The organism is Enterobacter cloacae complex sp. I1M (assembly GCF_014982425.1).
Lineage (GTDB): Bacteria > Pseudomonadota > Gammaproteobacteria > Enterobacterales > Enterobacteriaceae > Enterobacter > Enterobacter intestinihominis.
The window spans coordinates 11742-35970 of the sequence record NZ_JADCLG010000002.1 but is presented as its reverse complement, the minus strand read 5'-3'; the positions used below and the strand labels follow the sequence as shown (position 1 = coordinate 35970).

Below are 24229 nucleotides of genomic sequence, written 5' to 3'. Positions count from 1 at the left end.
TGAGGGGTTACTTCATCCGCGCCATATAATACGCGTCCACGTACTCGCCGTTGCGCAGGGCGTAGCGCCTGCCGGTACCTTCAATCTCAAACCCGTGCTTTTTGTACACCGCGATTGCCGGTGCGTTATCGACAAACACCGTTAACTCGATGCGGTCGACGCGCAGCCAGTTGTCGCACATATCAATCATGGTGCGTATCAGCGCGCTGGCGACGCCCCGGTTTTGCCACTGCGCACCCACACAAATTCCAAAATCGGCAACGTGGCTGCGGCGCGGACGCTGGGCTACGGCAATGCACAGATGCCCGGCGACGGTATCATCAATACAGGCGACAAGCTGCTTGATACCGGGCTGATCGGTTAGCCGGTCATGCCACATCTGCTCTGAGGGATGAGGAACCTGTAGCGTGTTGTGGTACACCTCCGGCTGGGCGTGGATCTGACGAATGGCGTCGTAATCTTTCGGTTCAGCGTGGCGTATCACTATCTCACTCATTCCTTGTTCCTCAGTCAGTTAAAAGTCCCTTCCAACATCAGTGACTTTAAAAGTTGAGTCAATCGCTATTTTTTGCAAAAAGTGTTGGACAAGTGCGAATGAGAATGATTATTATTGCTCTGCATTCAGGAAGACCTCCTACGGGAACCTGAAAGCACGACATTGCTCACATTGCTTCCAGTATTACTTTAGCCAGCTTCTCGCTGGCTTTTTCTTGTTATGGTTAGACTCAGTAACCTTCCAAAAGGACTGAGCCATGACACTACATTGTGCATTTATTGGATTTGGCAAAAGCACCACGCGTTACCACCTTCCGTATGTTCTTAACCGAAAAGAGACCTGGCACGTAGCCCATATCTATCGCCGCCGCGCGAAGCCAGAAGAGCAGTCTCCGCAGTATTCCCATATTCATTTCACCAGCGATCTTGATGAAGTGTTAAATGATCCGCAGGTGAAGCTGGTGGTGGTCTGTACCCACGCCGACAGCCACTTTGACTACGCAAAACGCGCGCTGGAAGCAGGTAAAAACGTGCTGGTGGAAAAACCGTTCACCCCGACCATCGCCGAAGCGAAGGAACTCTTTGCGCTGGCGAAAAGCAAAGGGCTGACCGTCACGCCGTACCAGAACCGTCGCTTTGACAGCTGCTTCCTGACGGCAAAAAAGGCAATCGAAAGCGGCAAGCTCGGCGAGATCGTTGAAATCGAAAGCCACTTCGATTACTACCGCCCTGTGGCAGAAACCAAACCCGGCCTGCCGCAGGACGGTTCGTTCTACGGTCTGGGCGTACACACCATGGACCAGATCATCTCCCTGTTTGGCCGCCCGGACCACGTGGCGTACGACATCCGCAGCCTGCGCAATAAGGCCAATCCGGACGATACCTTCGAAGCACAGCTGTTCTACGGCGACCTGAAAGCCATCGTCAAAACCAGTCATCTGGTGAAAATCGACTACCCGAAATTTATCGTTCACGGCAAGAAAGGCTCCTTTATCAAGTACGGTATTGACCAGCAGGAGACCAGCCTGAAGGCCAACATCATGCCGGGCGAACCGGGCTTTGCGGCAGATGATTCCGTGGGCGTGCTGGAGTACGTGAACGACGAGGGCCTGACGGTCAGGGAAGAGCTGAAGCCGGAAACGGGCGATTATGGACGCGTCTACGATGCGCTGTATGAAACCCTCTCCAGCGGCATGCCGAATTACGTCAAGGAATCTGACGTTCTGACGAACCTGGAAATCCTTGAAAGGGCCTTCGAACAGGCTTCCCCTGCCACGGTAACCCTCGCCAGATAAGCAAAAATGGCTCCTTTGTGCTTGTTCTAAATTTTTGAACAGAGGAGTCAATTTTCACCCTCTATGATCCCTGAGCGTTTGCGTCCACACTTACTCCATCGAAACGAACTGAGGGTGAAAACAATGATCTACTTACGCAAAGCAAACGAACGTGGTCACGCGAATCATGGCTGGCTGGACTCATGGCATTCATTCTCGTTTGCCGACTACTACGACCCGAACTTCATGGGCTTCTCCGCGCTGCGCGTCATTAACGACGACGTGATTGATGCAGGCCAGGGCTTCGGTACCCACCCGCACAAGGACATGGAAATCCTGACCTATGTGCTGGAAGGGGCGGTTGAGCACCAGGACAGCATGGGCAATAAAGAGCAGGTTCCGGCGGGCGAGTTCCAGATTATGAGCGCGGGGACCGGGGTGCGTCACTCTGAGTACAACCCGAGCAAAACGGAAAAACTGCACCTGTATCAAATCTGGATCATTCCAGAAGAGACCGGCATCACGCCACGCTACGAACAGCGCCGCTTCGATGCGAAACAGGGTAAACAGCTGGTGCTCTCCCCGGATGCGCGTGAAGGTTCCCTGAAAGTGCATCAGGATATGGAGCTGTACCGCTGGGCGCTGGCGAAAGATGAACAGTCTGTGCACCAGATCGCCGCCAACCGCCGCGTGTGGATCCAGGTGGTGAAAGGCGAGGTGTCCATCAACGGCACCAAAGCCACCACCGCCGATGGCCTGGCAGTCTGGGATGAGCAGGCGCTCTCCGTGCATGCCGACAGTGAAAGTGAAATTCTGCTGTTTGATCTGCCGCCGGTCTAAATAATTTCTCAACCTTCCCTTTAAACGGGGAAGGTTGAGCTTTGTCCGTGATAAACTGAGCAAATCTCTCACTTCAAGATTTCTCAGGACGATGAAAAAGAAACGCCCCGTACTTCAGGATGTCGCCGATCGCGTCGGTGTGACCAAAATGACGGTCAGCCGTTTTTTACGTAACCCGGAGCAGGTTTCCGTGGCGTTGCGTGGCAAGATTGCCGCCGCCCTTGATGAACTGGGTTATATCCCCAACCGCGCGCCCGATATTCTCTCCAATGCGACCAGCCGTGCGGTGGGCGTCCTGCTTCCTTCCTTAACCAACCAGGTTTTCGCTGAAGTGCTGCGTGGCATCGAAAGCGTGACCGATGCATTTGGTTATCAGACCATGCTCGCCCACTATGGGTACAAGCCGGAACTGGAAGAGGAACGTCTTGAATCGATGCTTTCCTGGAACATTGACGGCCTGATTTTAACGGAACGTACTCACACCCCGCGCACGCTGAAAATGATTGAAGTGGCAGGCATTCCGGTGGTGGAGCTGATGGACAGCCAGTCGCCGTGCCTCGACATCGCCGTGGGGTTCGATAACTTTGAAGCGGCGCGTCAGATGACGGCGGCGATCATCGCCCGCGGTCATCGCCATGTGGCCTATCTGGGTGCGCGTCTGGATGAACGTACTATCATCAAACAGAAGGGATACGAGCAGGCGATGCTCGACGCCGGTTTAACCCCGTACAGCGTGATGGTGGAGCAATCTTCCTCTTATACGTCGGGTATTGAGCTGATGCGTCAGGCGCGACGCGAGTATCCGCAACTGGACGGTATTTTCTGTACCAACGATGACCTTGCGGTCGGCGCCGCGTTTGAATGTCAGCGTCTGGGTTTAAAAATCCCGGATGATATGGCGATTGCCGGCTTCCACGGCCACGACATTGGCCAGGTGATGGAGCCGCGTCTGGCAAGCGTCCTGACCCCGCGTGAACGCATGGGCCGCATTGGTGCAGAACGCCTGCTGGCGCGCATTCGTGGTGAGGCAGTTACCCCTAAAATGTTAGATTTAGGTTTCACCTTGTCACCGGGTGGATCTATTTAATCCGACAAATTTGAAGTAGCTCACACTTATTCACTTCACGCACGTTTGGATATTGCTTCTCTTATGCCCCGGCAGGACAATGTTACCGATAACTGTTACCCGTAACAATTGACTGAGGGACACCCTTTGAGCACGACTAATCACGATCACCACGTTTACGTCCTGATGGGCGTGTCCGGTAGCGGTAAATCTGCCGTGGCGAGCGAAGTGGCGCATCAACTCCAGGCTGCGTTTCTTGATGGTGACTTCCTCCATCCGCGCAGCAACATCATGAAAATGGCTTCCGGCGAGCCGCTGAATGACGACGACCGCAAACCCTGGTTGCAGGCGCTGAATGATGCCGCGTTCGCGATGCAGCGCACCAATAAAGTCTCCCTGATAGTCTGTTCCGCGCTGAAAAAAACCTATCGCGACCTGCTGCGCGATGGCAACCCGAACCTCTCTTTCATCTACCTGAAAGGCGATTTCGAGGTGATTGAAAGTCGCCTGAAGGCGCGTAAAGGCCACTTCTTCAAAACCCAGATGCTGGTAACGCAGTTCGAAGCGTTGCAGGAGCCGGGTGCTGACGAGCAGGATGTCTTAGTGGTTGATATCGATCAGCCGCTGGAAGGTGTTGTTGCCAGCACCATCGAGGTTATTAATAAAAGGCAGTAAGTTTTGAGTACATTAACGCTAGTTTTGACAGCAGTGGGTTCCGTATTGCTGCTGCTGTTTTTAGTGATGAAGGCACGTATGCACGCCTTCGTTGCTTTGATGGTGGTTTCTATTGGTGCCGGTCTCTTTTCCGGAATGCCGCTCGACAAAATTGCGGCGACGATGGAAAAAGGGATGGGCGGCACGCTCGGCTTCCTGGCCATCGTAGTCGCGCTCGGCGCGATGTTTGGCAAGATTTTGCACGAGACGGGCGCGGTCGATCAGATTGCCGTCAAGATGCTGAAATCCTTCGGACACAGCCGTGCGCACTACGCGATTGGTCTGGCTGGTCTGATTTGCGCGCTGCCGCTGTTCTTTGAAGTGGCGGTGGTGCTGCTGATTAGCGTGGCGTTCTCCATGGCACGCCATACCGGTACCAACCTCGTGAAGCTGGTCATTCCGCTGTTTGCGGGCGTGGCGGCGGCGGCGGCGTTTCTGCTGCCGGGGCCTGCGCCGATGCTGCTGGCTTCCCAGATGCATGCTGACTTTGGCTGGATGATCCTGATTGGCCTGTGTGCGGCGATCCCGGGGATGATTATCGCCGGTCCGCTGTGGGGCAACTTCATTAGCCGTTACGTTGAGCTGCACATTCCGGATGACATCTCCGAGCCGCACCTGGGCGAGGGCAAAATGCCGTCCTTCGGCTTCAGTCTGTCGCTGATCCTGCTGCCGCTGGTGCTGGTGGGCCTGAAAACCATCGCTGCCCGCTTTGTGCCGGTGGGGTCAACCGCTTACGAATGGTTCGAATTTATTGGCCATCCGTTCACTGCGATCCTGGTGGCGTGTCTGGTCGCGATTTACGGCCTGGCGATGCGTCAGGGCATGCCAAAAGATCGCGTGATGGAGATATGCGGTGCCGCGCTACAACCTGCGGGGATTATTCTGCTGGTGATCGGGGCGGGCGGCGTGTTCAAGCAGGTGCTGGTGGATTCCGGTGTGGGTCCGGCGCTGGGCGAAGCGCTGACCGGAATGGGCCTGCCGATTGCGGTCACCTGCTTCGTGCTGGCCGCGGCGGTGCGTATCATTCAGGGCTCCGCGACCGTGGCGTGCTTAACCGCGGTGGGGCTGGTGATGCCGGTGATTGAACAGCTTAACTACTCCGGCGCGCAGATGGCGGCGCTCTCTATCTGTATCGCGGGCGGCTCGATTGTGGTATCTCACGTGAACGACGCAGGCTTCTGGCTGTTCGGTAAATTTACCGGCGCAACCGAAGCGCAAACCCTGAAAACCTGGACGCTGATGGAAACCATCCTTGGCACGACGGGTGCGGTTGTCGGGATGATTGCGTTTACGCTGCTGAGCTAACAAGACCGTATTTTGTCGGGTGGCGGCTTCGCCTTACCCGACCTACAAAAAAATCAGGTCCCGTAGGCCGGGTAAGCGTAAGCGCCACCCGGCTTTTTTACATCTTCACCCTTTCATCCATGCCCGGATCCCATCCAGGAACATCTGCGTCGCCATCATCACCAGAATCAGCCCCATCAGGCGCTCGAGGGCGTTCACCCCTTTCTCGCCCAGCAGGCGCAGGAACAGCGACGACTGCAACAGGATAATAAATGTCCCGCCCCAGGCGATCAGCAGGGCAATGACAAGGTGGCTCATCTGATTCGGATACTGATGCGACAACAGCATCAGCGTTGCCAGAATCGTTGGCCCGGCAACCAGCGGAATCGCCAGCGGCACGATAAACGGTTCTTCACCCGCAGGCAGGCCGCTGCTGCTGCCTTCCGCGCTCGGGAAAATCATCTTTATGGCAATCAGGAACAAAATGATCCCGCCGGAAATGGAGACCGTTTCGGCGCGTAAGTTCAGGAAAGCGAGGATTTTTTCACCGGCGAACAGGAAGATAAACATCACCAGCAGGGCGATGAGCAGCTCGCGGATCATGATCGCCCGACGGCGCTTCGGCTCGGTGTGCTTCAGCACCGACATGAAGATCGGCAGATTACCGAGCGGATCCATAATCAGGATCAATAAAACCGCTGCGGAAATGATTTCACTCATCTTAAATTATCCCTGATACTTATTGTGGTCATTGCGATGATTAGCACTTTTTCTGATTGCCGGGCAATCATCGATTAATTTCGCTTGCGACTTTGGCAGCATTTTGTAATGTGAAGCATATCCCAGTTCAATACTGGCTTGCACAATCAGCACACACCCCTTGCAGGAAAAAAATGCTATGAAAAACGTTGGTTTTATCGGCTGGCGCGGTATGGTCGGCTCTGTACTCATGCAACGCATGGTTGAAGAGCGCGATTTCGACGCCATCCGCCCGGTCTTCTTCTCCACTTCCCAGCTCGGCCAGGCTGCACCGTCCTTTGGTGGTACCACAGGCACGTTGCAGGATGCTTACGATCTGGAAGCGCTGAAGGCACTCGACATTATTGTGACCTGCCAGGGCGGCGATTATACCAACGAAATTTATCCGAAGCTGCGTGAAAGCGGCTGGCAGGGCTACTGGATTGACGCGGCCTCTTCGCTGCGTATGAAAGACGATGCCATCATCATTCTCGACCCGGTTAACCAGGATGTCATCACCGACGGCCTGAACAACGGCGTGAAAACGTTTGTTGGCGGTAACTGCACCGTCAGCCTGATGCTGATGTCCCTCGGCGGCCTGTTCGCACAGGATCTGGTGGAGTGGGTCTCCGTAGCGACCTACCAGGCGGCGTCCGGCGGCGGCGCGCGTCATATGCGCGAGCTGCTGACCCAGATGGGCCAGCTGCACCAGAGCGTCGCGACCGAGCTTGCAAACCCGGCGTCCGCGATCCTCGATATCGAGCGTAAAGTCACTCAGCTCACCCGCAGCGGCGAGTTGCCGGTGGATAACTTTGGCGTACCGCTGGCCGGCGGCCTGATCCCGTGGATCGACAAACAGCTGGATAACGGCCAGACCCGCGAAGAGTGGAAGGGCCAGGCTGAGACCAACAAAATCCTCGCCACCGCGAACACCATTCCGGTTGACGGTCTGTGCGTGCGTATCGGCGCGCTGCGCTGCCACAGCCAGGCTTTCACCATTAAACTGAAAAAAGATGTGTCTATTCCGACCGTGGAAGAGCTGCTGGCCGCGCACAACCCGTGGGCGAAAGTGGTGCCAAACGATCGCGATATCACCATGCGCGAACTGACCCCGGCAGCCGTTACCGGCACGCTGACCACCCCGGTTGGCCGCCTGCGCAAGCTGAACATGGGGCCGGAGTACCTCTCCGCGTTCACCGTTGGCGACCAGCTTCTGTGGGGTGCCGCCGAGCCGCTGCGCCGCATGCTGCGCCAGCTGGCGTAATAATTTGTTAAACACCGGGGGTGAATGTCACCCCCTTTTTTTGCGTACTACATGGAGTAAAACGCAGATGTCTTATTTTTTATCAGGAGGGCCCACGACGTTGGCTATGCTTTAAGGAAGATTTATTTCTCACCTGAGGGTAGGGCGGAGCAGAGAGGATTAACTGCACCGTTTAGGTCACATTAAAAGTCGTCCCGGAGCGCGTAAAAAGGGCGACATAAAAAAACAGGATGAATACCATGTCCGATCGTATTTCGAGAGACGTGATTAATGCGCTTATTGCGGGTCACTTTGCCGACCCCTTTTCTGTGCTAGGGATGCACCGTACAGAGGCCGGACTGGAAGTTCGGGCGCTGTTACCGGATGCAACAGAAGTGTGGGTTATCGAACCCAAAACCGGCCGCAAGGTGGGTAATCTGGAATGCCTCGACTCGCGTGGCTTCTTCTCGGGCGTCATGCCCCGCCGTAAAAATCCTTTTCGTTATCAGCTTGCCGTTATCTGGCACGGTCAGCAAAACCTGATTGATGATCCCTATAGCTTCGGCCCGCTCTTAAAAGAGATGGACGCCTGGCTGCTGTCCGAAGGGACCCATTTACGCCCCTACGAAACGCTGGGTGCCCATGCGGATACCATGGACGGTATCACCGGCACGCGCTTTGCCGTATGGGCGCCAAACGCCCAGCGCGTCTCCGTCGTCGGGCAGTTCAACTACTGGGACGGTCGTCGTCACCCCATGCGCCTGCGCCGGGAAACCGGTATCTGGGAGCTGTTTATCCCCGGCGCGCACAACGGTCAGCTCTACAAATTCGAGATGATCGATGCCAACGGCAAGCTGCGTATTAAATCCGACCCGTACGCCTTTGAGGCCGAACTGCGCCCGAATACCGCCTCGCTGATTTGCGGCCTGCCGGAGAAGGTTGTCCAGAGCGAGGAGCGCAAGCAGGCCAACCGCTTTGATGCGCCGATCTCCGTCTATGAAGTGCATCTCGGCTCCTGGCGTCGCCACACCGATAACAACTTCTGGCTGAGCTATCGCGAGCTGGCGGACCAGCTGGTGCCGTACGCCAAATGGATGGGCTTTACCCATCTGGAGCTGCTGCCAATCAACGAACACCCGTTCGACGGTAGCTGGGGCTATCAGCCGACCGGGCTATATGCGCCTACGCGCCGCTTCGGCACGCGCGATGACTTCCGCTATTTCATTGATGCCGCGCACGCCGCCGGACTGAACGTGATCCTCGACTGGGTGCCGGGCCACTTCCCGTCGGATGATTTTGCGCTGGCAGAGTTTGACGGTACGAAGCTGTACGAGCACAGCGATCCGCGCGAAGGCTATCACCAGGACTGGAACACGCTGATCTACAACTACGGTCGCCGTGAAGTGTCAAACTACCTGGTCGGGAACGCGCTGTACTGGATCGAACGTTTCGGCATTGATGCCCTGCGCGTCGATGCAGTGGCGTCGATGATCTACCGCGACTACAGCCGCAAAGAGGGTGAGTGGATCCCAAACGAGTATGGCGGGCGTGAAAACCTCGAAGCGATTGAGTTTCTGCGCAACACCAACCGCATTATCGGCGAGCAGGTGGAAGGCGCCGTGACCATGGCGGAAGAGTCAACCGACTTCCCGGGCGTTTCCCGTCCACCGGCAATGGGCGGCCTGGGCTTCTGGTACAAGTGGAACCTCGGCTGGATGCACGACACGCTCGACTACATGAAGCTTGACCCGGTTTATCGTCAGTATCACCACGATAAGCTCACCTTCGGGCTGCTCTACAACTACACCGAAAACTTCATGCTGCCGCTGTCGCACGATGAAGTGGTACACGGTAAGAAATCCGTTCTCGACCGCATGCCGGGGGACGCGTGGCAGAAGTTTGCCAACCTGCGCGCCTATTACGGCTGGATGTTCGCCTTCCCGGGCAAAAAGCTGCTGTTTATGGGCAACGAATTTGCGCAAGGGCGCGAATGGAATCACGACACCAGCCTTGACTGGCATCTGCTGGAAGGCGCGGACAACTGGCACCACGGCGTGCAGCGTCTGGTTCGCGACCTGAACCTGACCTATCGTCACCACAAAGCGCTGCACGAGCTGGACTTCGATCCGTACGGCTTTGAGTGGCTGGTGGTGGACGACCACGAGCGCTCGGTGTTTGTCTTTGTGCGCCGCGACAAGGCGGGTAACGAGATCATTGTCGCCAGCAACTTCACGCCGATACCGCGCGAACACTACCGCTTCGGCATAAACCAGCCGGGCAAATGGCGAGAAATCCTTAACACCGACTCCATGCACTACCACGGCAGCAACGCTGGTAACGGCGGGCTGGTACAGAGCGACGCCATCGAAAGCCACGGTCGTCCGAACTCCCTTGGCCTGACGCTGCCGCCGCTGAGCACAATCTGGCTGGTGCGGGAGGGAGAATGACGCAGCTCTCGGCAGGTAAACCCGAACCGCTCGGGGCGAGTTTTGACGGAAAGGGGGTGAACTTCACGCTCTTTTCTGCCCATGCTGAGCGGGTGGAACTCTGTGTGTTTGACGGGGAAGGTAACGAACACCGTTACGATTTACCGGCGCGCACGGGGGATACCTGGCATGGCTACCTGCCCGGAGGACGGCCGGGGGTGCACTACGGTTTTCGCGTACACGGCCCCTGGGAGCCCTCTCAGGGGCACTGGTTTAACCCGGCGAAGCTGCTGATTGACCCATGTGCGCACCGCGTGGACGGCGAGTTTAAAGACGACCCGCTGTTCCACGTTGGCTACGGCGAACCAGACCACCGCGACAGCGCACCCGTCGCGCCCAAAAGCGTGGTGGTACACGATCTCTACGACTGGGAAGACGATGCCCCGCCGCGCACGCCGTGGGGCAACACCGTTATTTATGAAGCCCACGTCAAAGGGCTGACGTATCTGCATCCGTCAATCCCCAAAGAGATGCGCGGCACCTACAAAGCGCTTGGGCATCCGACGATGGTCGCGTACCTGAAGCACTTAGGGATCACCGCCCTGGAGCTGTTGCCCGTGGCGCATTTTGCCAGCGAGCCGCGGCTGCAGCGTCTTGGGTTAAGCAACTACTGGGGCTACAACCCGCTGGCGATGTTCGCCCTCGACCCGCGCTACGCGGTGCATCCGGAGAAGGCGCGGGATGAGTTTCGCGATGCGGTGAAGGCGCTTCACGCGGCGGGTATCGAGGTCATTCTGGACGTGGTGTTGAACCACAGTGCAGAAAGCGATCTTGATGGCCCGACGCTCTCACAGCGCGGAATCGATAACCGTAGCTATTATTGGATCAGGGACGACGGCGATTACGAGAACTGGACCGGGTGCGGTAACACCCTCAACCTCAGTCATCCGGCCGTTACGCATTACGCATACGCGTGCCTGAAATACTGGGTTGAGACGTTCCACGTGGACGGTTTTCGTTTCGACCTGGCGCCGGTAATGGGGCGCACCCCGGCGTTCAGCCAGCAGGCGCCGCTGTTTGAGGCCATCAAAAACTGTCCGGTGCTTTCAAAGGTGAAGCTGATTGCGGAGCCCTGGGACATCGGCGAGGGCGGCTATCAGGTGGGGAACTTCCCGCCGCTGTTTGCCGAGTGGAACGACCACTTCCGCGATGCCGTCCGCCGCTTCTGGCTGACGCGCGATCTGTCGCTGGGGGAGTTTGCCGGTCGCTTTGCCGGCTCCAGCGATCTCTTTAAGCGTGACGGCAAACGTCCGTCGGCCACCATTAATCTGGTGACGGCGCACGACGGTTTTACGCTGCGCGACTGCGTTTGTTTCAATCAGAAACACAATGAGGCAAACGGCGAAGAGAATCGCGATGGGACTAACAACAACCATAGCTTTAACCATGGTATAGAAGGGTTAGGCGGAAGTCTGGATGTGATCGAGCGGCGACGCGCCAGCGTTCATGCGCTGCTGACGACGCTTTTGTTGTCGCAGGGCACGCCGATGCTGCTGGCGGGCGATGAGCACGGTCACAGCCAGCACGGCAACAACAACGCCTATTGCCAGGACAACACCCTGACCTGGCTCAACTGGGAAGAAGCGAACAGCGGGTTGACCCATTTCACCGCGGCGCTGATCCATCTTCGCCAGCACATCCCCGCGCTCACCGCCGACTGCTGGTGGGAAGAGGGCGACGGCAACGTTCGCTGGCTGAATAAAGACGCGCAACCGTTAAGCGCGCAAGAGTGGCAACACGGCATACCCTGTCTGCAAATCCTGCTTTCGGATGCGTGGCTGGTGACGCTGAACGCGACGGATGACGTCGCAGAGATTGTTTTACCTGACGGGGAATGGCGAGCCATTCCTCCCTTTGCCGGAGCGGATAATCCGGTTGTTATGGCTGTCTGGCACGGGCCTGCGCACGGAGTGTGCGTATTCCAAAGATGATAAAAAAGGAGTTAGTCATGGTTAGATTAGAGAAGAACGATCCGTTAATGTTGGCGCGCCAGCTACCATTAAAAACAGTTGCCCTGATCCTCGCGGGCGGGCGTGGTACCCGTCTGAAAGATTTGACCATCAAGCGCGCCAAACCGGCCGTTCACTTTGGTGGTAAGTTCCGTATTATCGATTTTGCACTCTCCAACTGCCTGAACTCAGGCATTCGCCGTATTGGCGTCATTACCCAGTATCAGTCGCACACGCTGGTGCAGCACATTCAGCGCGGCTGGTCATTCTTCAGCGAAGAGATGAACGAGTTTGTCGATCTGCTCCCGGCGCAGCAGCGCGTTCACGGGGAGAACTGGTACCGCGGCACGGCGGATGCCGTGACCCAGAACCTCGACATCATTCGCCGCTACAACGCGGAATACATCGTTATCCTCGCCGGGGACCACATCTACAAGCAAGATTACTCCCACATGCTGATCGACCACGTCGAAAAAGGTGCGCGCTGCACCGTGGCGTGTCTGCCGGTGCCTGTTGCAGAAGCAACCGCGTTTGGCGTGATGCATGTAGATGGCGACGACAAGATTATCGACTTTGTCGAAAAACCGGCGAATCCGCCAACCATGCCGGGAGACGACACCAAATCGCTCGCCAGCATGGGGATCTATGTCTTTGATGCCGATTATCTTTATGAGCTGCTGGAAGAAGACGACAAAGACGAAAACTCCAGCCACGACTTCGGTAAAGACATCATCCCGAAAATTACCAAAGCTGGCATGGCGTATGCACATCCTTTCCCGTTGTCCTGCGTGCAGTCCGATCCGAATGCGGAACCTTACTGGCGCGACGTCGGCACGCTGGAAGCGTACTGGAAAGCCAACCTCGATTTGGCATCTGTGACGCCTGAACTGGATATGTACGACCAGAACTGGCCGATTCGCACCCATATGGAATCGCTGCCGCCGGCGAAGTTCGTCCAGGATCGCTCCGGCAGCCACGGTATGACGCTGAACTCGCTGGTCTCTGGCGGGTGCATTATCTCCGGTTCGGTGGTGGTGCAGTCCGTGCTGTTCCCGCGCGTGCGTATAAACTCATTCTGTAATATCGATTCGGCAGTCCTGCTGCCGGATGTCTGGGTAGGGCGCTCATGTCGTCTGCGTCGCTGCGTTATCGACCGTGCCTGCGTCATTCCCGAAGGGATGGTGATTGGGGAAAACGCGGAAGAAGATGCACGTCGTTTCTACCGATCGGAAGAGGGGATCGTGTTAGTAACACGGGAAATGTTGCGGAAGCTGCAAATCAAACAGGAGCGATGATGCAGGTTTTACACGTATGTTCTGAGATGTTCCCGTTGTTAAAAACGGGCGGACTGGCGGATGTTCTTGGTGCATTACCGGCGGCGCAAATTGCCGGAGGGGTGGATACCCGCGTGTTGTTACCCGCTTTTCCGGATATCCGGCGTGGTATTCCCGATGCGAAGGTTGTTACCCGCCGCGAGACCTTCGCGGGACGTATCACCCTGCTGTTTGGACATTACAATGGCGTAGGGATTTACCTGATTGATGCGCCGCATTTATACGACCGACCCGGCAGCCCGTATCACGATACCAACCTGTACGCCTATACCGATAACGTGCTGCGCTTTGCCCTGCTCGGCTGGGTGGGGGCGGAGATGGCCGTCGGGCTGGATCCGTTCTGGCGTCCGAACGTGGTGCACGCGCACGACTGGCATGCGGGGCTGGCTCCTGCGTATCTGGCGGCGAAAGGGCATCCGGCGAAATCGGTGTTTACGGTGCACAACCTGGCGTATCAGGGCATGTATTACGCGCATCATATGAATGACATCGATCTGCCATGGTCGTTCTTTAACATGCACGGACTAGAGTTTAACGGACAGATTTCGTTCCTGAAGGCCGGTCTGTACTACGCCGACCACATCACGGCGGTCAGCCCAACCTACGCGCGGGAAATTACCCAGCCGGAGTTCGGTTACGGTATGGAAGGGCTACTGCAACAGCGCCACCGTGAAGGTCGTCTGTCGGGCATTCTGAACGGCGTGGATGAACAGATCTGGAATCCGGAAACGGACCTCCTGCTGGCAGCGCGCTATGGTCGCGACTCCGTGGAGGACAAAGCGGAGAACAAGCGTCAGCTACAGATTGCGATGGGGCTGAAGGTCAACGACAAGGTACCGCTGTTTGCGGTGGTCAGCCGCCTGACCAGCCAGAAAGGGCTGGATCTGGTGCTGGAAGCGCTGCCGGGATTACTGGAGCAGGGTGGGCAGCTGGCGCTGCTCGGCGCGGGCGACCCGGTATTGCAGGAAGGTTTCCTCGCGGCCGCGGCGGAACATCCGGGGCAGGTGGGCGTGCAGATTGGCTATCACGAAGCGTTCTCGCACCGCATCATGGGCGGCGCGGACGTGATTCTGGTGCCGAGCCGCTTCGAGCCCTGCGGCCTGACGCAGCTCTATGGTCTGAAATACGGCACGCTGCCGCTGGTACGCCGCACGGGCGGGCTGGCGGATACGGTGTCTGACAGCTCCCTGGAAAACCTGGCGGATGGTATCGCCAGCGGGTTTGTTTTCGAGGACAGTAATGCCTGGTCGCTACTTCGGGCGATCCGGCGTGCTTTCGTCTTGTGGTCCCGTCCATCCCTGTGGCGTTACGTACAACGTCAGGCGATGTCCATGGACTTTGGCTGGCACGTTGCGGCGCAGTCCTACCGCGACCTTTATCAACGCTTGATGTAACGAGGCGAAGTTACTGATATGAATGCTCCATTTAGCTACTCTTCCCCCACGCTCAGCGTTGAGGCGTTGAAACACTCCATCGCCTATAAGCTGATGTTTACCATTGGGAAAGATCCCGTTATTGCCAACAAACATGAGTGGCTGAACGCCACGCTGTTTGCGGTGCGTGACCGTATGGTCGAACGCTGGCTGCGCTCCAACCGCGCACAGCTCTCGCAGGAGACGCGACAGGTGTATTACCTGTCGATGGAGTTTTTGATTGGTCGCACCCTCTCCAATGCGCTGTTATCGCTCGGGATTTATGACGACGTCAAAAACGCACTGGAAGAGATGGGGCTGGACTTAGAAGAGCTGATTGACGAAGAGAACGACCCGGGGCTGGGTAACGGTGGTCTCGGGCGTCTTGCCGCCTGCTTCCTCGATTCACTGGCGACGCTGGCGCTGCCGGGACGCGGGTACGGTATTCGCTACGACTACGGCATGTTCAAGCAGAACATCGTTGATGGGCGTCAGAAAGAGTCGCCGGACTACTGGCTGGAGTACGGTAACCCGTGGGAGTTCAAGCGCCACAACACGCGCTACAAGGTGCGTTTTGGCGGGCGTATTCAGCAGGAAGGGAAAAAATCCCGCTGGGTGGAAACCGAAGAGATCCTCGCCGTGGCCTATGACCAGATTATCCCCGGCTACGACACCGATGCGACCAACACGCTGCGTCTGTGGAACGCGCAGGCCAGTAGCGAGATCAACCTCGGTAAATTCAATCAGGGCGACTACTTCGCGGCGGTGGAAGATAAAAACCACTCTGAGAACGTGTCCCGCGTCCTGTATCCGGATGACTCGACCTACTCGGGCCGCGAGCTGCGTCTGCGTCAGGAGTATTTCCTCGTCTCGGCAACGATTCAGGATATCCTTAGCCGTCACTATCAGCTGCACAAAACCTATGCGAATCTGGCGGAGAAAACGGCGATTCACCTCAACGATACCCATCCGGTGCTGTCGATCCCTGAGCTGATGCGCCTGCTGATTGACGAGCATAAGTTCAACTGGGATGACGCGTTTGAAGTAACCTGCCAGGTGTTCTCGTACACCAACCATACGCTGATGAGTGAAGCGCTGGAGACGTGGCCTGTGGATATGCTCGGCAAAATTCTGCCGCGTCACCTGCAAATCATCTTCGAGATCAACGACTACTTCCTCAAGACCTTGCAGGAGCAGTACCCGAACGATACCGGCCTGCTGAGCCGCGCCTCGATCATTGATGAATCCAATGGTCGCCGCGTACGCATGGCCTGGCTGGCGGTGGTGATCAGCCATAAGGTCAACGGGGTTTCAGAGCTGCATTCGAACCTGATGGTGCAATCCCTGTTTGCGGACTTTGCGAAGATCTTCCCGACGCGTTTCTGCAACGTGACCAACGGCGTCACCCCGCGCCGCTGGCTGGCGCTGGCGAACCAGCCGCTGTCTGACGTGCTGGACGAAAATATCGGCCGCACCTGGCGCACCGATTTGAGCCAGCTGAGCGAGCTTGAGCAGCACATTGATTTTCCGACGGTGAACAAAGCCGTGCGGGAAGCCAAGCTGCTGAACAAGAAACGGCTGTCAGTCTGGCTGGCGATGCATCTCAACGTGGTGGCGAACCCGAAAGCGCTGTTCGACGTGCAGATCAAACGTATCCACGAGTACAAGCGTCAGCTGATGAACGTCCTGCACGTCATCACTCACTACAACCGCATTAAGGCTGACCCGACGGCGGAGTGGGTGCCGCGCGTGAAAATCTTTGCCGGTAAGGCGGCCTCCGCGTACTACATGGCGAAGCACATCATTCATCTTATCAACGATGTGGCGAAGGTAGTGAACCAGGATCCGGACATTGGTGACAAGCTGAAAGTGGTGTTTATCCCGAACTACAGCGTAAGCCTGGCGCAGCTGATTATTCCGGCGGCGGATCTCTCAGAGCAGATTTCCACGGCGGGGACGGAAGCATCCGGCACCAGCAACATGAAGTTTGCCCTGAACGGCGCGCTGACCATCGGCACGCTGGACGGCGCAAATGTCGAAATGCTGGAGCATGTGGGCGCGGAGAATATCTTTATCTTCGGGAATACGGCGGAAGAGGTAGAGGCGCTTCGCAAGCAGGGCTACTCGCCGCGTGAGTATTATGAAGAGGATGAAGAGTTACGCCAGGTGCTGACGCAAATCGCCACCGGGGTGTTTAACCCTGAGGAGCCTGGGCGCTATCGTGACCTGGTGGACTCGCTGATTAACTTTGGCGATCACTATCAGGTGCTGGCGGATTACCGCAGCTACGTGGATTGTCAGGATAAGGTGGACGAACTGTACCGTCAGCAGGAGAAGTGGACCAGCGCCGCGATGCATAACATCGCCAACATGGGATACTTCTCGTCAGACAGGACCATCAAAGAGTATGCCGAGAATATCTGGCATATTGATCCGGTGCGGTTGTAAAACAAAGCCGGGTGGCGGCTCCGCCTTACCCGGCCTACTCGATCCTGTAGGCCCGGTAAGCGCAGCGCCACCGGGCATTTTTTGTCACCCTCAGGACGCCAGTGACAATTCACGCTTTCCCGCATGCTGTTGCAACCATTGCGCCACGCGAGACTGCTGCTCGGCATTCAGCCACATCCCTTCTTTAGTACGACGCCAGATGGCATCGTCCAGACGGCGCACCCATTCGTGTTCCACCAGGTAGCGCAGTTCCGCTTCGTACAGCTCATGGCCAAAATGCTCGCCCAGATCGGCAATCTCTTTCGCGTCGCCGAGGAACAGTTCGGTATTGCTGCCGTAGGTGCGGGCGTAGTGGCGCGCCATTCCTTCGGTAATGAACGGGAAGCGGCGACGCAGCTTCGCGGCGTAATCGTCGCGGTTATTGCCGATATCGCCGCCAGGCAGCACGGCGCCTTTCGTCCACGCCGGGCCGATGCCTTTGTAATACGGCGCCAGTTTTTCCAGCGCATGCTCCGCCAGTTTACGGTAGGTGGTGAGCTTACCGCCAAACACCGACAGCAGCGGCGCCTGACCGTCCACGTCATGAATATCAAGCGTATAGTCACGGGTGATGGCCTGCGGTGAGTCAGACTCGTCATCACACAGCGGACGCACGCCGGAGTAGGTCCAGACCACGTCATCGCGCGCCAGCTGTTTCTTAAAGTGTGCGTTGTACACTTTCAGCAGGTAGCTGACTTCGCTCTCTTCAATCTCAACGTTTTTCGGATCGCCTTTGTACTCCACGTCAGTGGTGCCGATGATGGAGAACTCGTCCATCCACGGGATCACAAACACGATGCGCTTGTCTTCGTTTTGCAGGATATAAGCCTGCTTCTGGGTATGCACGCGCGGCACCACAATGTGGCTGCCCTTGATCAGGCGGATGCCGTACGGAGAAGGCAGGTGCATACCGTCATCGAAGAACTGTTTCACCCACGGGCCGGTGGCGTTCACCAGGCCGCGCGCTTTCCAGCTAAACTTCTCGCCGGTATCCACGTCTTCCGCTTCCACAATCCACAGGCCGTTTTCGCGGCGCGCGGCGGTCGCGCGGGTACGGGTTTTCACCTCGCCGCCTTTCTTCTCGACCATCTGCGCGTTAGCCAGCACCAGACGCGCATCGTCCACCCAGCAGTCGGAATATTCGAAACCGCGCACGATTTCAGGCTTAAGGACCGATTCTGAGCCAAAACGCAAACCGGTTGAACCCGGCAGGCTGGTGCGTTTACCCAGATGATCGTACATGAACAGGCCGATGCGGATCATCCACGCCGGACGCAGGTGCGGGCGATGGGGCAGGCGGAAGCGCATCGGGATCGCCAGATGCGGAGCCATTTTCAGCAGCACTTCGCGTTCGGCCAGCGCTTCGCTGACCAGGCGGAATTCGTAGTGTTCCAGGTAGCGCAGGCCTCCGTGGATCAGCTTGGAGCTGGCGGACGACGTCGCGCAGGCGAGATCGTTAGCTTCCAGCATCAGCACGGATAAACCGCGTCCTGCGGCATCAACCGCAATACCGGCACCGTTGATGCCCCCGCCTATCACAATCAGATCTTTGGTTTCCATAACACCCTCATGCACTTTCGTTAAAGCTCAAAAATGTTCGATATCGCTCATAATAGCAAAGGAACGCGCTTTTGGTAACATCAAAAAAACAATTTAGAGTGATATGGATAACATAATGGCGTTTACCCGCCGCCAGGACGTACACTACGGGGTAAAATCGTGCGGTCTGATGCCCTCACCCCAGCCCTCTCCCACGGGGAGAGGGTGATCCGTTTCCCTCTCCCTCCGGGAGAGGGTGATCCGTTTCCCTCTCCCTCCGGGAGAGGGTAGGGTGAGGGGAAAACCGCACCACACCTGAATATAAGATGAGAACACCATGGATCAGTTTGAATGTATTAACGTAGAAGAAGCCCATCAGAAGATGCACCAGAAAACCGCGGTGCTGGTGGATATCCGCGATCCGCAGAGCTTTGCGATGGGCCACACGCCGGGCGCGTTCCATCTCACCAACGACACGCTGGGCGCGTTTATGCGCGATAACGACTTCGACACGCCGGTGATGGTGATGTGCTATCACGGCAACAGCAGTAAAGGCGCGGCGCAGTATCTGCTCCAGCAGGGTTACGACGCGGTATACAGCGTCGATGGCGGCTTCGATGCATGGCATCGTCATTTCCCGGCAGAAGTTGAATACGCGTTTGAGCGCTGATCCCGCTATACTGTCCCCTTTTGTGTGGAAATAAGCGACCGCTGCCCATGTTGATGATCACCTCTTTTAGCAACCCGCGCGTCGCCCAGGCGTTTGTCGACTATATGGCGACGCAGGGCATTATCCTGACTATTCAGCAGCATACACAGACGGATGTCTGGCTGGCAGACGAAAGCCAGGCTGGGCGCGTGAACGCCGAGCTGGCGCGTTTCCTGGAAAACCCGGGCGACCCGCGTTATCTGGCAGCAAGCTGGCAATCCGGCCAGACCGACAGTGGCCTGCACTATCAACGTTTTCCGTTTCTCGCCACCCTCCGCGAGCGCGCAGGACCGTTTACGCTGCTTTTGATGGCAGCCTGCATCATCGTCTTCATTATTATGAGCGTGGTGGGCGACCAGAGCGTGATGATTGCCCTCGCATGGCCGTACGATCCCTCCCTGCAATTTGACGTCTGGCGCTACTTCACGCATGCGCTGATGCACTTCTCGGTGATGCATATCCTCTTTAACCTGCTGTGGTGGTGGTATCTCGGCGGGGCGGTGGAGAAGCGGCTCGGCAGCGGCAAGCTGATTGTGATCACCCTTATCAGCGCCCTGTTAAGCGGCTATGTGCAGCATAAATTCAGCGGTCCGTGGTTTGGCGGGTTATCCGGCGTGGTGTACGCCCTGATGGGTTACGCCTGGCTCAGAGGCGAGCGCGACCCGGAAAGCGGCATCTATTTACAACGTGGATTAATAACCTTTGCGTTAATATGGCTTATTGCCGGATGGTTTGATCTGTTTGGTATGTCTATCGCCAATGGTGCGCACGTTACCGGCCTGGCGGTCGGGCTGGCGATGGCGCTGGCCGATACGCTCCATGCGCGAAAACGAACATAATTCCCAGGGATATTTCATGAAACAAACACAACGTCATGACGCCATTATCGAACTGGTAAAAAAACAGGGATACGTCAGTACTGAAGAGCTGGTGGAGCAGTTTGCCGTCAGCCCGCAAACCATCCGTCGTGACCTCAACGACCTGGCCGATCAGAACCGTATTCTGCGCCATCACGGCGGCGCGGCGCTGCCGTCCAGCTCGGTGAACACCTCATGGCATGACCGTAAGGCGACGCAAACGGCAGAGAAAGAGCGTATCGCCCGTAAAGTGGCGAGCCAGATCCCGAACGGCGCGACGCTGTTTATTGATATCGGCACCACGCCGGAAGCGGTCGCCCATGCGCTGCTGAATCACGAGAACCTCCGCGTGGTGACCAACAACCTGAACGTGGCTAACACGTTGATGCAGAAAGACGATTTTCGCATCATCCTCGCGGGCGGCGAACTGCGCAGCCGCGACGGGGGCATTATCGGCGAAGCGACGCTCGATTTTATCTCTCAGTTTCGCCTCGATTTCGGCATTCTGGGGATCAGCGGCATCGACACCGACGGCTCGCTGCTGGAGTTTGATTACCACGAGGTGCGCACCAAGCGCGCGATTATTGAGAACTCACGCCACGTGATGCTGGTGGTGGATCACTCGAAATTTGGCCGCAATGCGATGGTCAACATGGGCAGCATTAGCATGGTGAATGCGGTCTACACCGACGAGATGCCGCCGGCGGGCGTGTTGCAGGTGATTAAGGATAACAATTTGCAGCTGGAGTTGTGCTAGCGGTTGTGTCGGGTGGCGCTGCGCTTACCCGACCTACAAATTGTTCTCCCTCTCCCTGTGGGAGAGGGCCGGGGTGAGGGCATCAGGCCGCACAAAACTAAACTCCGTACCCCATCATCTTCAACAACTGCTGCGCATGCTGTACCGCGTCCTGACGGTGCGCCACGCCCAGCTTCTGATACAGATTGCGAATGTGCGTTTTGATGGTGGTTGCCGCCACCGCCAGCTCACCGGCTATCTGCTCGTTGCTGTAGCCTGAATAGATCAGCCCCAGCACCTGCCATTCACGCTGTGTGAGCGGGCTGGTGCGGATAAGCTCCGGTACTTCCGGATGGTTCAGCAGACGTTCAACAAAGTTCTCATCGAAGTGCGCAAACTTGTGGCGATGGTGCTGGTTGATCTCGCGCAGAATGCGCTGGGCGCGATGCTGATCGAGTTCCGGCAGCGTGTTGAGCTGAATCAGCTGGCGCAACTGCTGGGCCATCACTTCACCCTCAATCACAAAGTGGCTGATAAACCCGGTGCGGTTCGCCAGCTGCAACGCTTCCAGCAGCACGCGCTGGGCATCGTTTTTACGTCCCGCCTGCCAGTAAAGCTGGTTTAACAGCAGCAGGTTGCGGTTTAAATCGCTCATCAGGCGCAGGCTACGGGCGTTTTCGTTTAACTCTTCCAGCACGATTTCGGCAGGCTCGAAGTCACCCAGCAGGATCTGCACGCGGGCAATATTGCGCCACTGGCTTTGCAGGAAGTGGTTATTGGCAAATTCTGGTTTAGGCGTGTGACGCAGCCAGTTGGCGGCGGACTTTTTATCGCCGGTCATCTGCCAGTAAATCACCCGGACCTTATCGGCGTTGGAGACCCAGTCGCTATGGTACTGCCCGTTGCCGAGCAGGTTTTCCAGGCGGTTAAGGTGGTTGCGGGCATTATCCAGGTCGCCGCGTGCCAGCGAGCACTGCACCAGCAGGGCCAGGCACTGGAGTTGCTGCTGCGGCTGGAAGCTCGAAAGCACATTCAGGCCCTGGCGGGCGCAGCTTTCTGCTTCATCCAGACGCGACCATGCCCAGAGCAGCTGAGCGCGAATACGCAACAGGAACTCGTGCATCGGCAACTGTTCCAGATGCTGTTCACGGATCAGCTGGAACGCTTTCTCCTGGTTTTCCCAGGCGGCCTGCAGGAACCCCTGAGCAAATAAAATCTCGCTTTGCTGGATCAGGCTCCAGAGGGCGTAATGCCAGACATCGTGGCGGCGGGCCATCTGTTCGGTTTGCTGCATGAGCGAAAGCGAACGCGTGAGGTCGCCCTTACAGTGCAGCACTTCGCCGTGTACCGAGGTGGCCACAATACGGCTGTAGAAATTCGCCAGCGGCAGCTCATCCAGCGCGACCATCGCCAGCCGTTCGGCTTCTTCCGGGTCGCCGTCATTAATCGCCACCTGCGCACGCAAGGCGTTAAATTCGCCGTGCAGGGTGGCATCCATCTCGCTTTCCATCTCCTGCTCGGCGCGCGCCAGCAGGGTGTTCACTTCGCTGTAGCGATGCTGGCTCTGCATCAGCCAGGCCTGGAGTAGCACCAGACGCGGATTCTCCAGCAGGCTCTCCCACGGCAGCGCTTTTAACGACTCTTCCAGCAGCGTCAGTTCGCTGTGGTTGAACAGTCCCCACGCGTGGTTGAGCAGAATATCGCGCAGCATACCGGCATCTCCGGCGGCCAGCGCATGGTGGATAGCCTCGCTCGGGAAACCTTGCGCCATCCAGCTTTCGGCGGCGGCGCGGTGAATTTCTGGCAGCTCTGCGGCCATCTCCCACTGGCAACGTTGGCGCAGGAAGCTGCCAAACAGCGGATGGTAGCTAAACCATTCGCCGGGATCGTCCATTCGCGTCAGGAACAAACCCTGACGTTCAATCTCTTCGAGCTGAAGCTGCCCGTTTTCAATACCGGTGACGCGCACAATCAGCGCATCGTTCATCGAACGTAGCAGGGAGCTTTTCAGCAGGAAATGGCGGGTAGTGAGGTCTACGCTGTTGAGTACCTCATCCACCAGATAATCCGACAGGTGGCTGGCGTTGATGCCCGCCAGGCGGCGCGCGGACTGGTGCGTTGGGCTATTGTTTTGCCGCGCGGAAAGGGCAATCAGCTGAAGCGCCGTGGCCCAGCCTGCAACGTCATCACACAGGCGGCTGCTTTCCGACGCCTCAATCGGAGAAGTCAGACGGCAGTCAAAGAACTGTTTCGCTTCCTGATGGGTAAAGGCCAGCTGCTGACTGCCGATTTCCAGTAGCTGATCGCGCACCCGCAGGTTGGCAATGCCCAGCTGCGGAAGGTTGCGCGACAGGACGACCAGCGTCAGGTTTTCCGGCTGATGGCGCAGGAAGAACCGCATCGACTCGTGAATAACCGGGTTGGTGATCAGATGATAATCATCAATCACCACATACAGCGGGCGATGCCATTCGGCCAGTTCGATAAACAGCTGGGAGAACAGAGAGGACAGGCTGGCGTACTGGCGCTTTTGCACCATCACCTCGCTGGTGACGCAGTGTCCGTTGGTTGCCTGCTGAATCGCGGCAATTAAATAGCTGGCAAAACGCTCCTGCTGGTTATCACCTTCATCCAGAGAGTACCAGCCAAGATCGCTTTTACCTGCCGCCCATTGCGAAATGAGCGTTGTTTTTCCATAACCCGCAGGACTCGTAACCAGCGCCAGTCGGAAATTATGCGCACCGGAAAGTTTAGCCAGCAGGCGCTCGCGGACCACAGTATGGTCAAGACGAACCGGGCGACTTAATTTGGACGGAATCAACATAGTTTTCACTTCACTGTGGGGAACGAGAGAATTTATTTTTTTTGCGCTTCGTAATTAATATCTATAAGTTCGGCCAATAGAGGAACTATTGCAAGTTATGTCTGGGTTTGGAGGCTCTGAATTTGCACTCTGTCACAAAACATTCTCATCATTGGTGGAACTTTTCATAAATGGCTGGATGCCGCGCTGTTACTGGCTTGTCTGCATGGCGCGCGGTTGCGCTGAAACTGGTTTCAGAAAGA

General features: G+C 57.0%; 18 protein-coding genes. 14 read left to right on the top strand and 4 right to left on the bottom strand.

Annotation, left to right across the window (positions count from 1 at the left end; genetic code table 11):
• Positions 1-7: 7 nt before the first annotated feature.
• The gene (yhhY, locus tag INF86_RS00405) at positions 8-496 is read right to left on the bottom strand and encodes an N-acetyltransferase (RefSeq protein WP_023298796.1); all 489 of its coding nucleotides are present in this window, start codon (positions 494-496) and stop codon (positions 8-10) included.
• A 256-nt stretch (positions 497-752) separates the two neighbouring features.
• On the opposite strand from yhhY, the gene INF86_RS00400 reads away from it, so the two are divergent.
• The 5 genes from INF86_RS00400 (at position 753) to gntU (ending at position 5694) form a co-directional block, all read left to right on the top strand.
• A complete protein-coding gene (locus INF86_RS00400; RefSeq protein WP_063152524.1) occupies positions 753-1790 on the top strand; it encodes an oxidoreductase in 1038 nt (345 codons plus the stop codon).
• Positions 1791-1913: 123 nt separating this feature from the next.
• Complete coding sequence (locus INF86_RS00395; protein ID WP_003861565.1) at positions 1914-2609, top strand: pirin family protein; 696 nt, start codon at positions 1914-1916, stop codon at positions 2607-2609.
• Between the two features lie 91 nt (positions 2610-2700).
• Positions 2701-3696 carry a gluconate operon transcriptional repressor GntR gene (gene gntR, locus INF86_RS00390; RefSeq protein ID WP_003861567.1) on the top strand — a complete coding sequence of 332 codons (996 nt, stop codon included), beginning with the start codon at positions 2701-2703 and terminating at the stop codon, positions 3694-3696.
• Positions 3697-3822: 126 nt separating this feature from the next.
• On the top strand, positions 3823-4350 hold the full coding sequence (gene gntK / locus INF86_RS00385; protein WP_032626825.1) for a gluconokinase: 528 nt from the start codon (positions 3823-3825) through the stop codon (positions 4348-4350).
• Positions 4351-4353: 3 nt separating this feature from the next.
• Positions 4354-5694, top strand: a complete 1341-nt coding sequence (gntU, locus tag INF86_RS00380) for a gluconate transporter (RefSeq protein ID WP_017693851.1) — start codon at positions 4354-4356, stop codon at positions 5692-5694.
• A gap of 105 nt (positions 5695-5799) precedes the next feature.
• Here gntU and yhgN read toward each other — a convergent pair whose 3' ends face one another.
• Entirely contained in the window at positions 5800-6393 is a 594-nt protein-coding gene (gene yhgN, locus INF86_RS00375; RefSeq protein ID WP_003861574.1) for an NAAT family transporter YhgN, read from the bottom strand.
• A gap of 178 nt (positions 6394-6571) precedes the next feature.
• Here yhgN and asd point away from each other — a divergent pair, with 178 nt between their 5' ends.
• The 6 genes from asd (at position 6572) to glgP (ending at position 17283) form a co-directional block, all read left to right on the top strand.
• Positions 6572-7675 carry an aspartate-semialdehyde dehydrogenase gene (gene asd, locus INF86_RS00370; RefSeq protein WP_022649649.1) on the top strand — a complete coding sequence of 368 codons (1104 nt, stop codon included), beginning with the start codon at positions 6572-6574 and terminating at the stop codon, positions 7673-7675.
• Positions 7676-7914: 239 nt separating this feature from the next.
• Positions 7915-10101 carry a 1,4-alpha-glucan branching enzyme gene (gene glgB, locus INF86_RS00365; protein WP_023298793.1) on the top strand — a complete coding sequence of 729 codons (2187 nt, stop codon included), beginning with the start codon at positions 7915-7917 and terminating at the stop codon, positions 10099-10101.
• Positions 10098-12071, top strand: a complete 1974-nt coding sequence (gene glgX, locus INF86_RS00360) for a glycogen debranching protein GlgX (RefSeq protein ID WP_193131677.1) — start codon at positions 10098-10100, stop codon at positions 12069-12071. The genes glgB and glgX overlap by 4 nt, the downstream gene beginning before the upstream one ends.
• A 17-nt stretch (positions 12072-12088) precedes the next feature.
• The gene (gene glgC, locus INF86_RS00355; protein ID WP_003861582.1) at positions 12089-13384 is read left to right on the top strand and encodes a glucose-1-phosphate adenylyltransferase; all 1296 of its coding nucleotides are present in this window, start codon (positions 12089-12091) and stop codon (positions 13382-13384) included.
• Entirely contained in the window at positions 13384-14817 is a 1434-nt protein-coding gene (gene glgA, locus INF86_RS00350; RefSeq protein WP_022649646.1) for a glycogen synthase GlgA, read from the top strand. Before glgC ends, glgA begins: the two co-directional genes overlap by 1 nt.
• Positions 14818-14835: 18 nt before the next feature.
• Positions 14836-17283, top strand: a complete 2448-nt coding sequence (gene glgP, locus INF86_RS00345; RefSeq protein ID WP_126291986.1) for a glycogen phosphorylase — start codon at positions 14836-14838, stop codon at positions 17281-17283.
• Positions 17284-17373: 90 nt separating this feature from the next.
• Here the strand turns inward: glgP and glpD are convergent, their stop codons facing one another.
• On the bottom strand, positions 17374-18882 hold the full coding sequence (gene glpD, locus INF86_RS00340; RefSeq protein ID WP_023298790.1) for a glycerol-3-phosphate dehydrogenase: 1509 nt from the start codon (positions 18880-18882) through the stop codon (positions 17374-17376).
• A 316-nt stretch (positions 18883-19198) separates the two neighbouring features.
• Between glpD and glpE the strand changes: the two genes are divergently transcribed.
• From glpE to INF86_RS00325, 3 genes are read left to right on the top strand one after another with little or no spacing between them, the layout of a single operon-like run.
• Positions 19199-19531 (top strand): thiosulfate sulfurtransferase GlpE, encoded by a 333-nt coding sequence (glpE, locus tag INF86_RS00335; RefSeq protein WP_022649643.1) that lies wholly within the window; start codon positions 19199-19201, stop codon positions 19529-19531.
• A gap of 47 nt (positions 19532-19578) precedes the next feature.
• Positions 19579-20409: a rhomboid family intramembrane serine protease GlpG gene (gene glpG, locus INF86_RS00330; RefSeq protein WP_022649642.1), complete on the top strand. Its 831-nt coding sequence runs from the start codon at positions 19579-19581 to the stop codon at positions 20407-20409.
• A gap of 16 nt (positions 20410-20425) precedes the next feature.
• Positions 20426-21184, top strand: coding sequence for a DeoR/GlpR family transcriptional regulator (locus tag INF86_RS00325; RefSeq protein ID WP_022649641.1), 759 nt, complete (start codon positions 20426-20428; stop codon positions 21182-21184).
• Between the two features lie 97 nt (positions 21185-21281).
• On the opposite strand, the gene malT is transcribed toward INF86_RS00325, so the two are convergent.
• On the bottom strand, positions 21282-23987 hold the full coding sequence (malT, locus tag INF86_RS00320; RefSeq protein WP_022649640.1) for an HTH-type transcriptional regulator MalT: 2706 nt from the start codon (positions 23985-23987) through the stop codon (positions 21282-21284).
• Between the last annotated feature and the right edge of the window lie 242 nt (positions 23988-24229).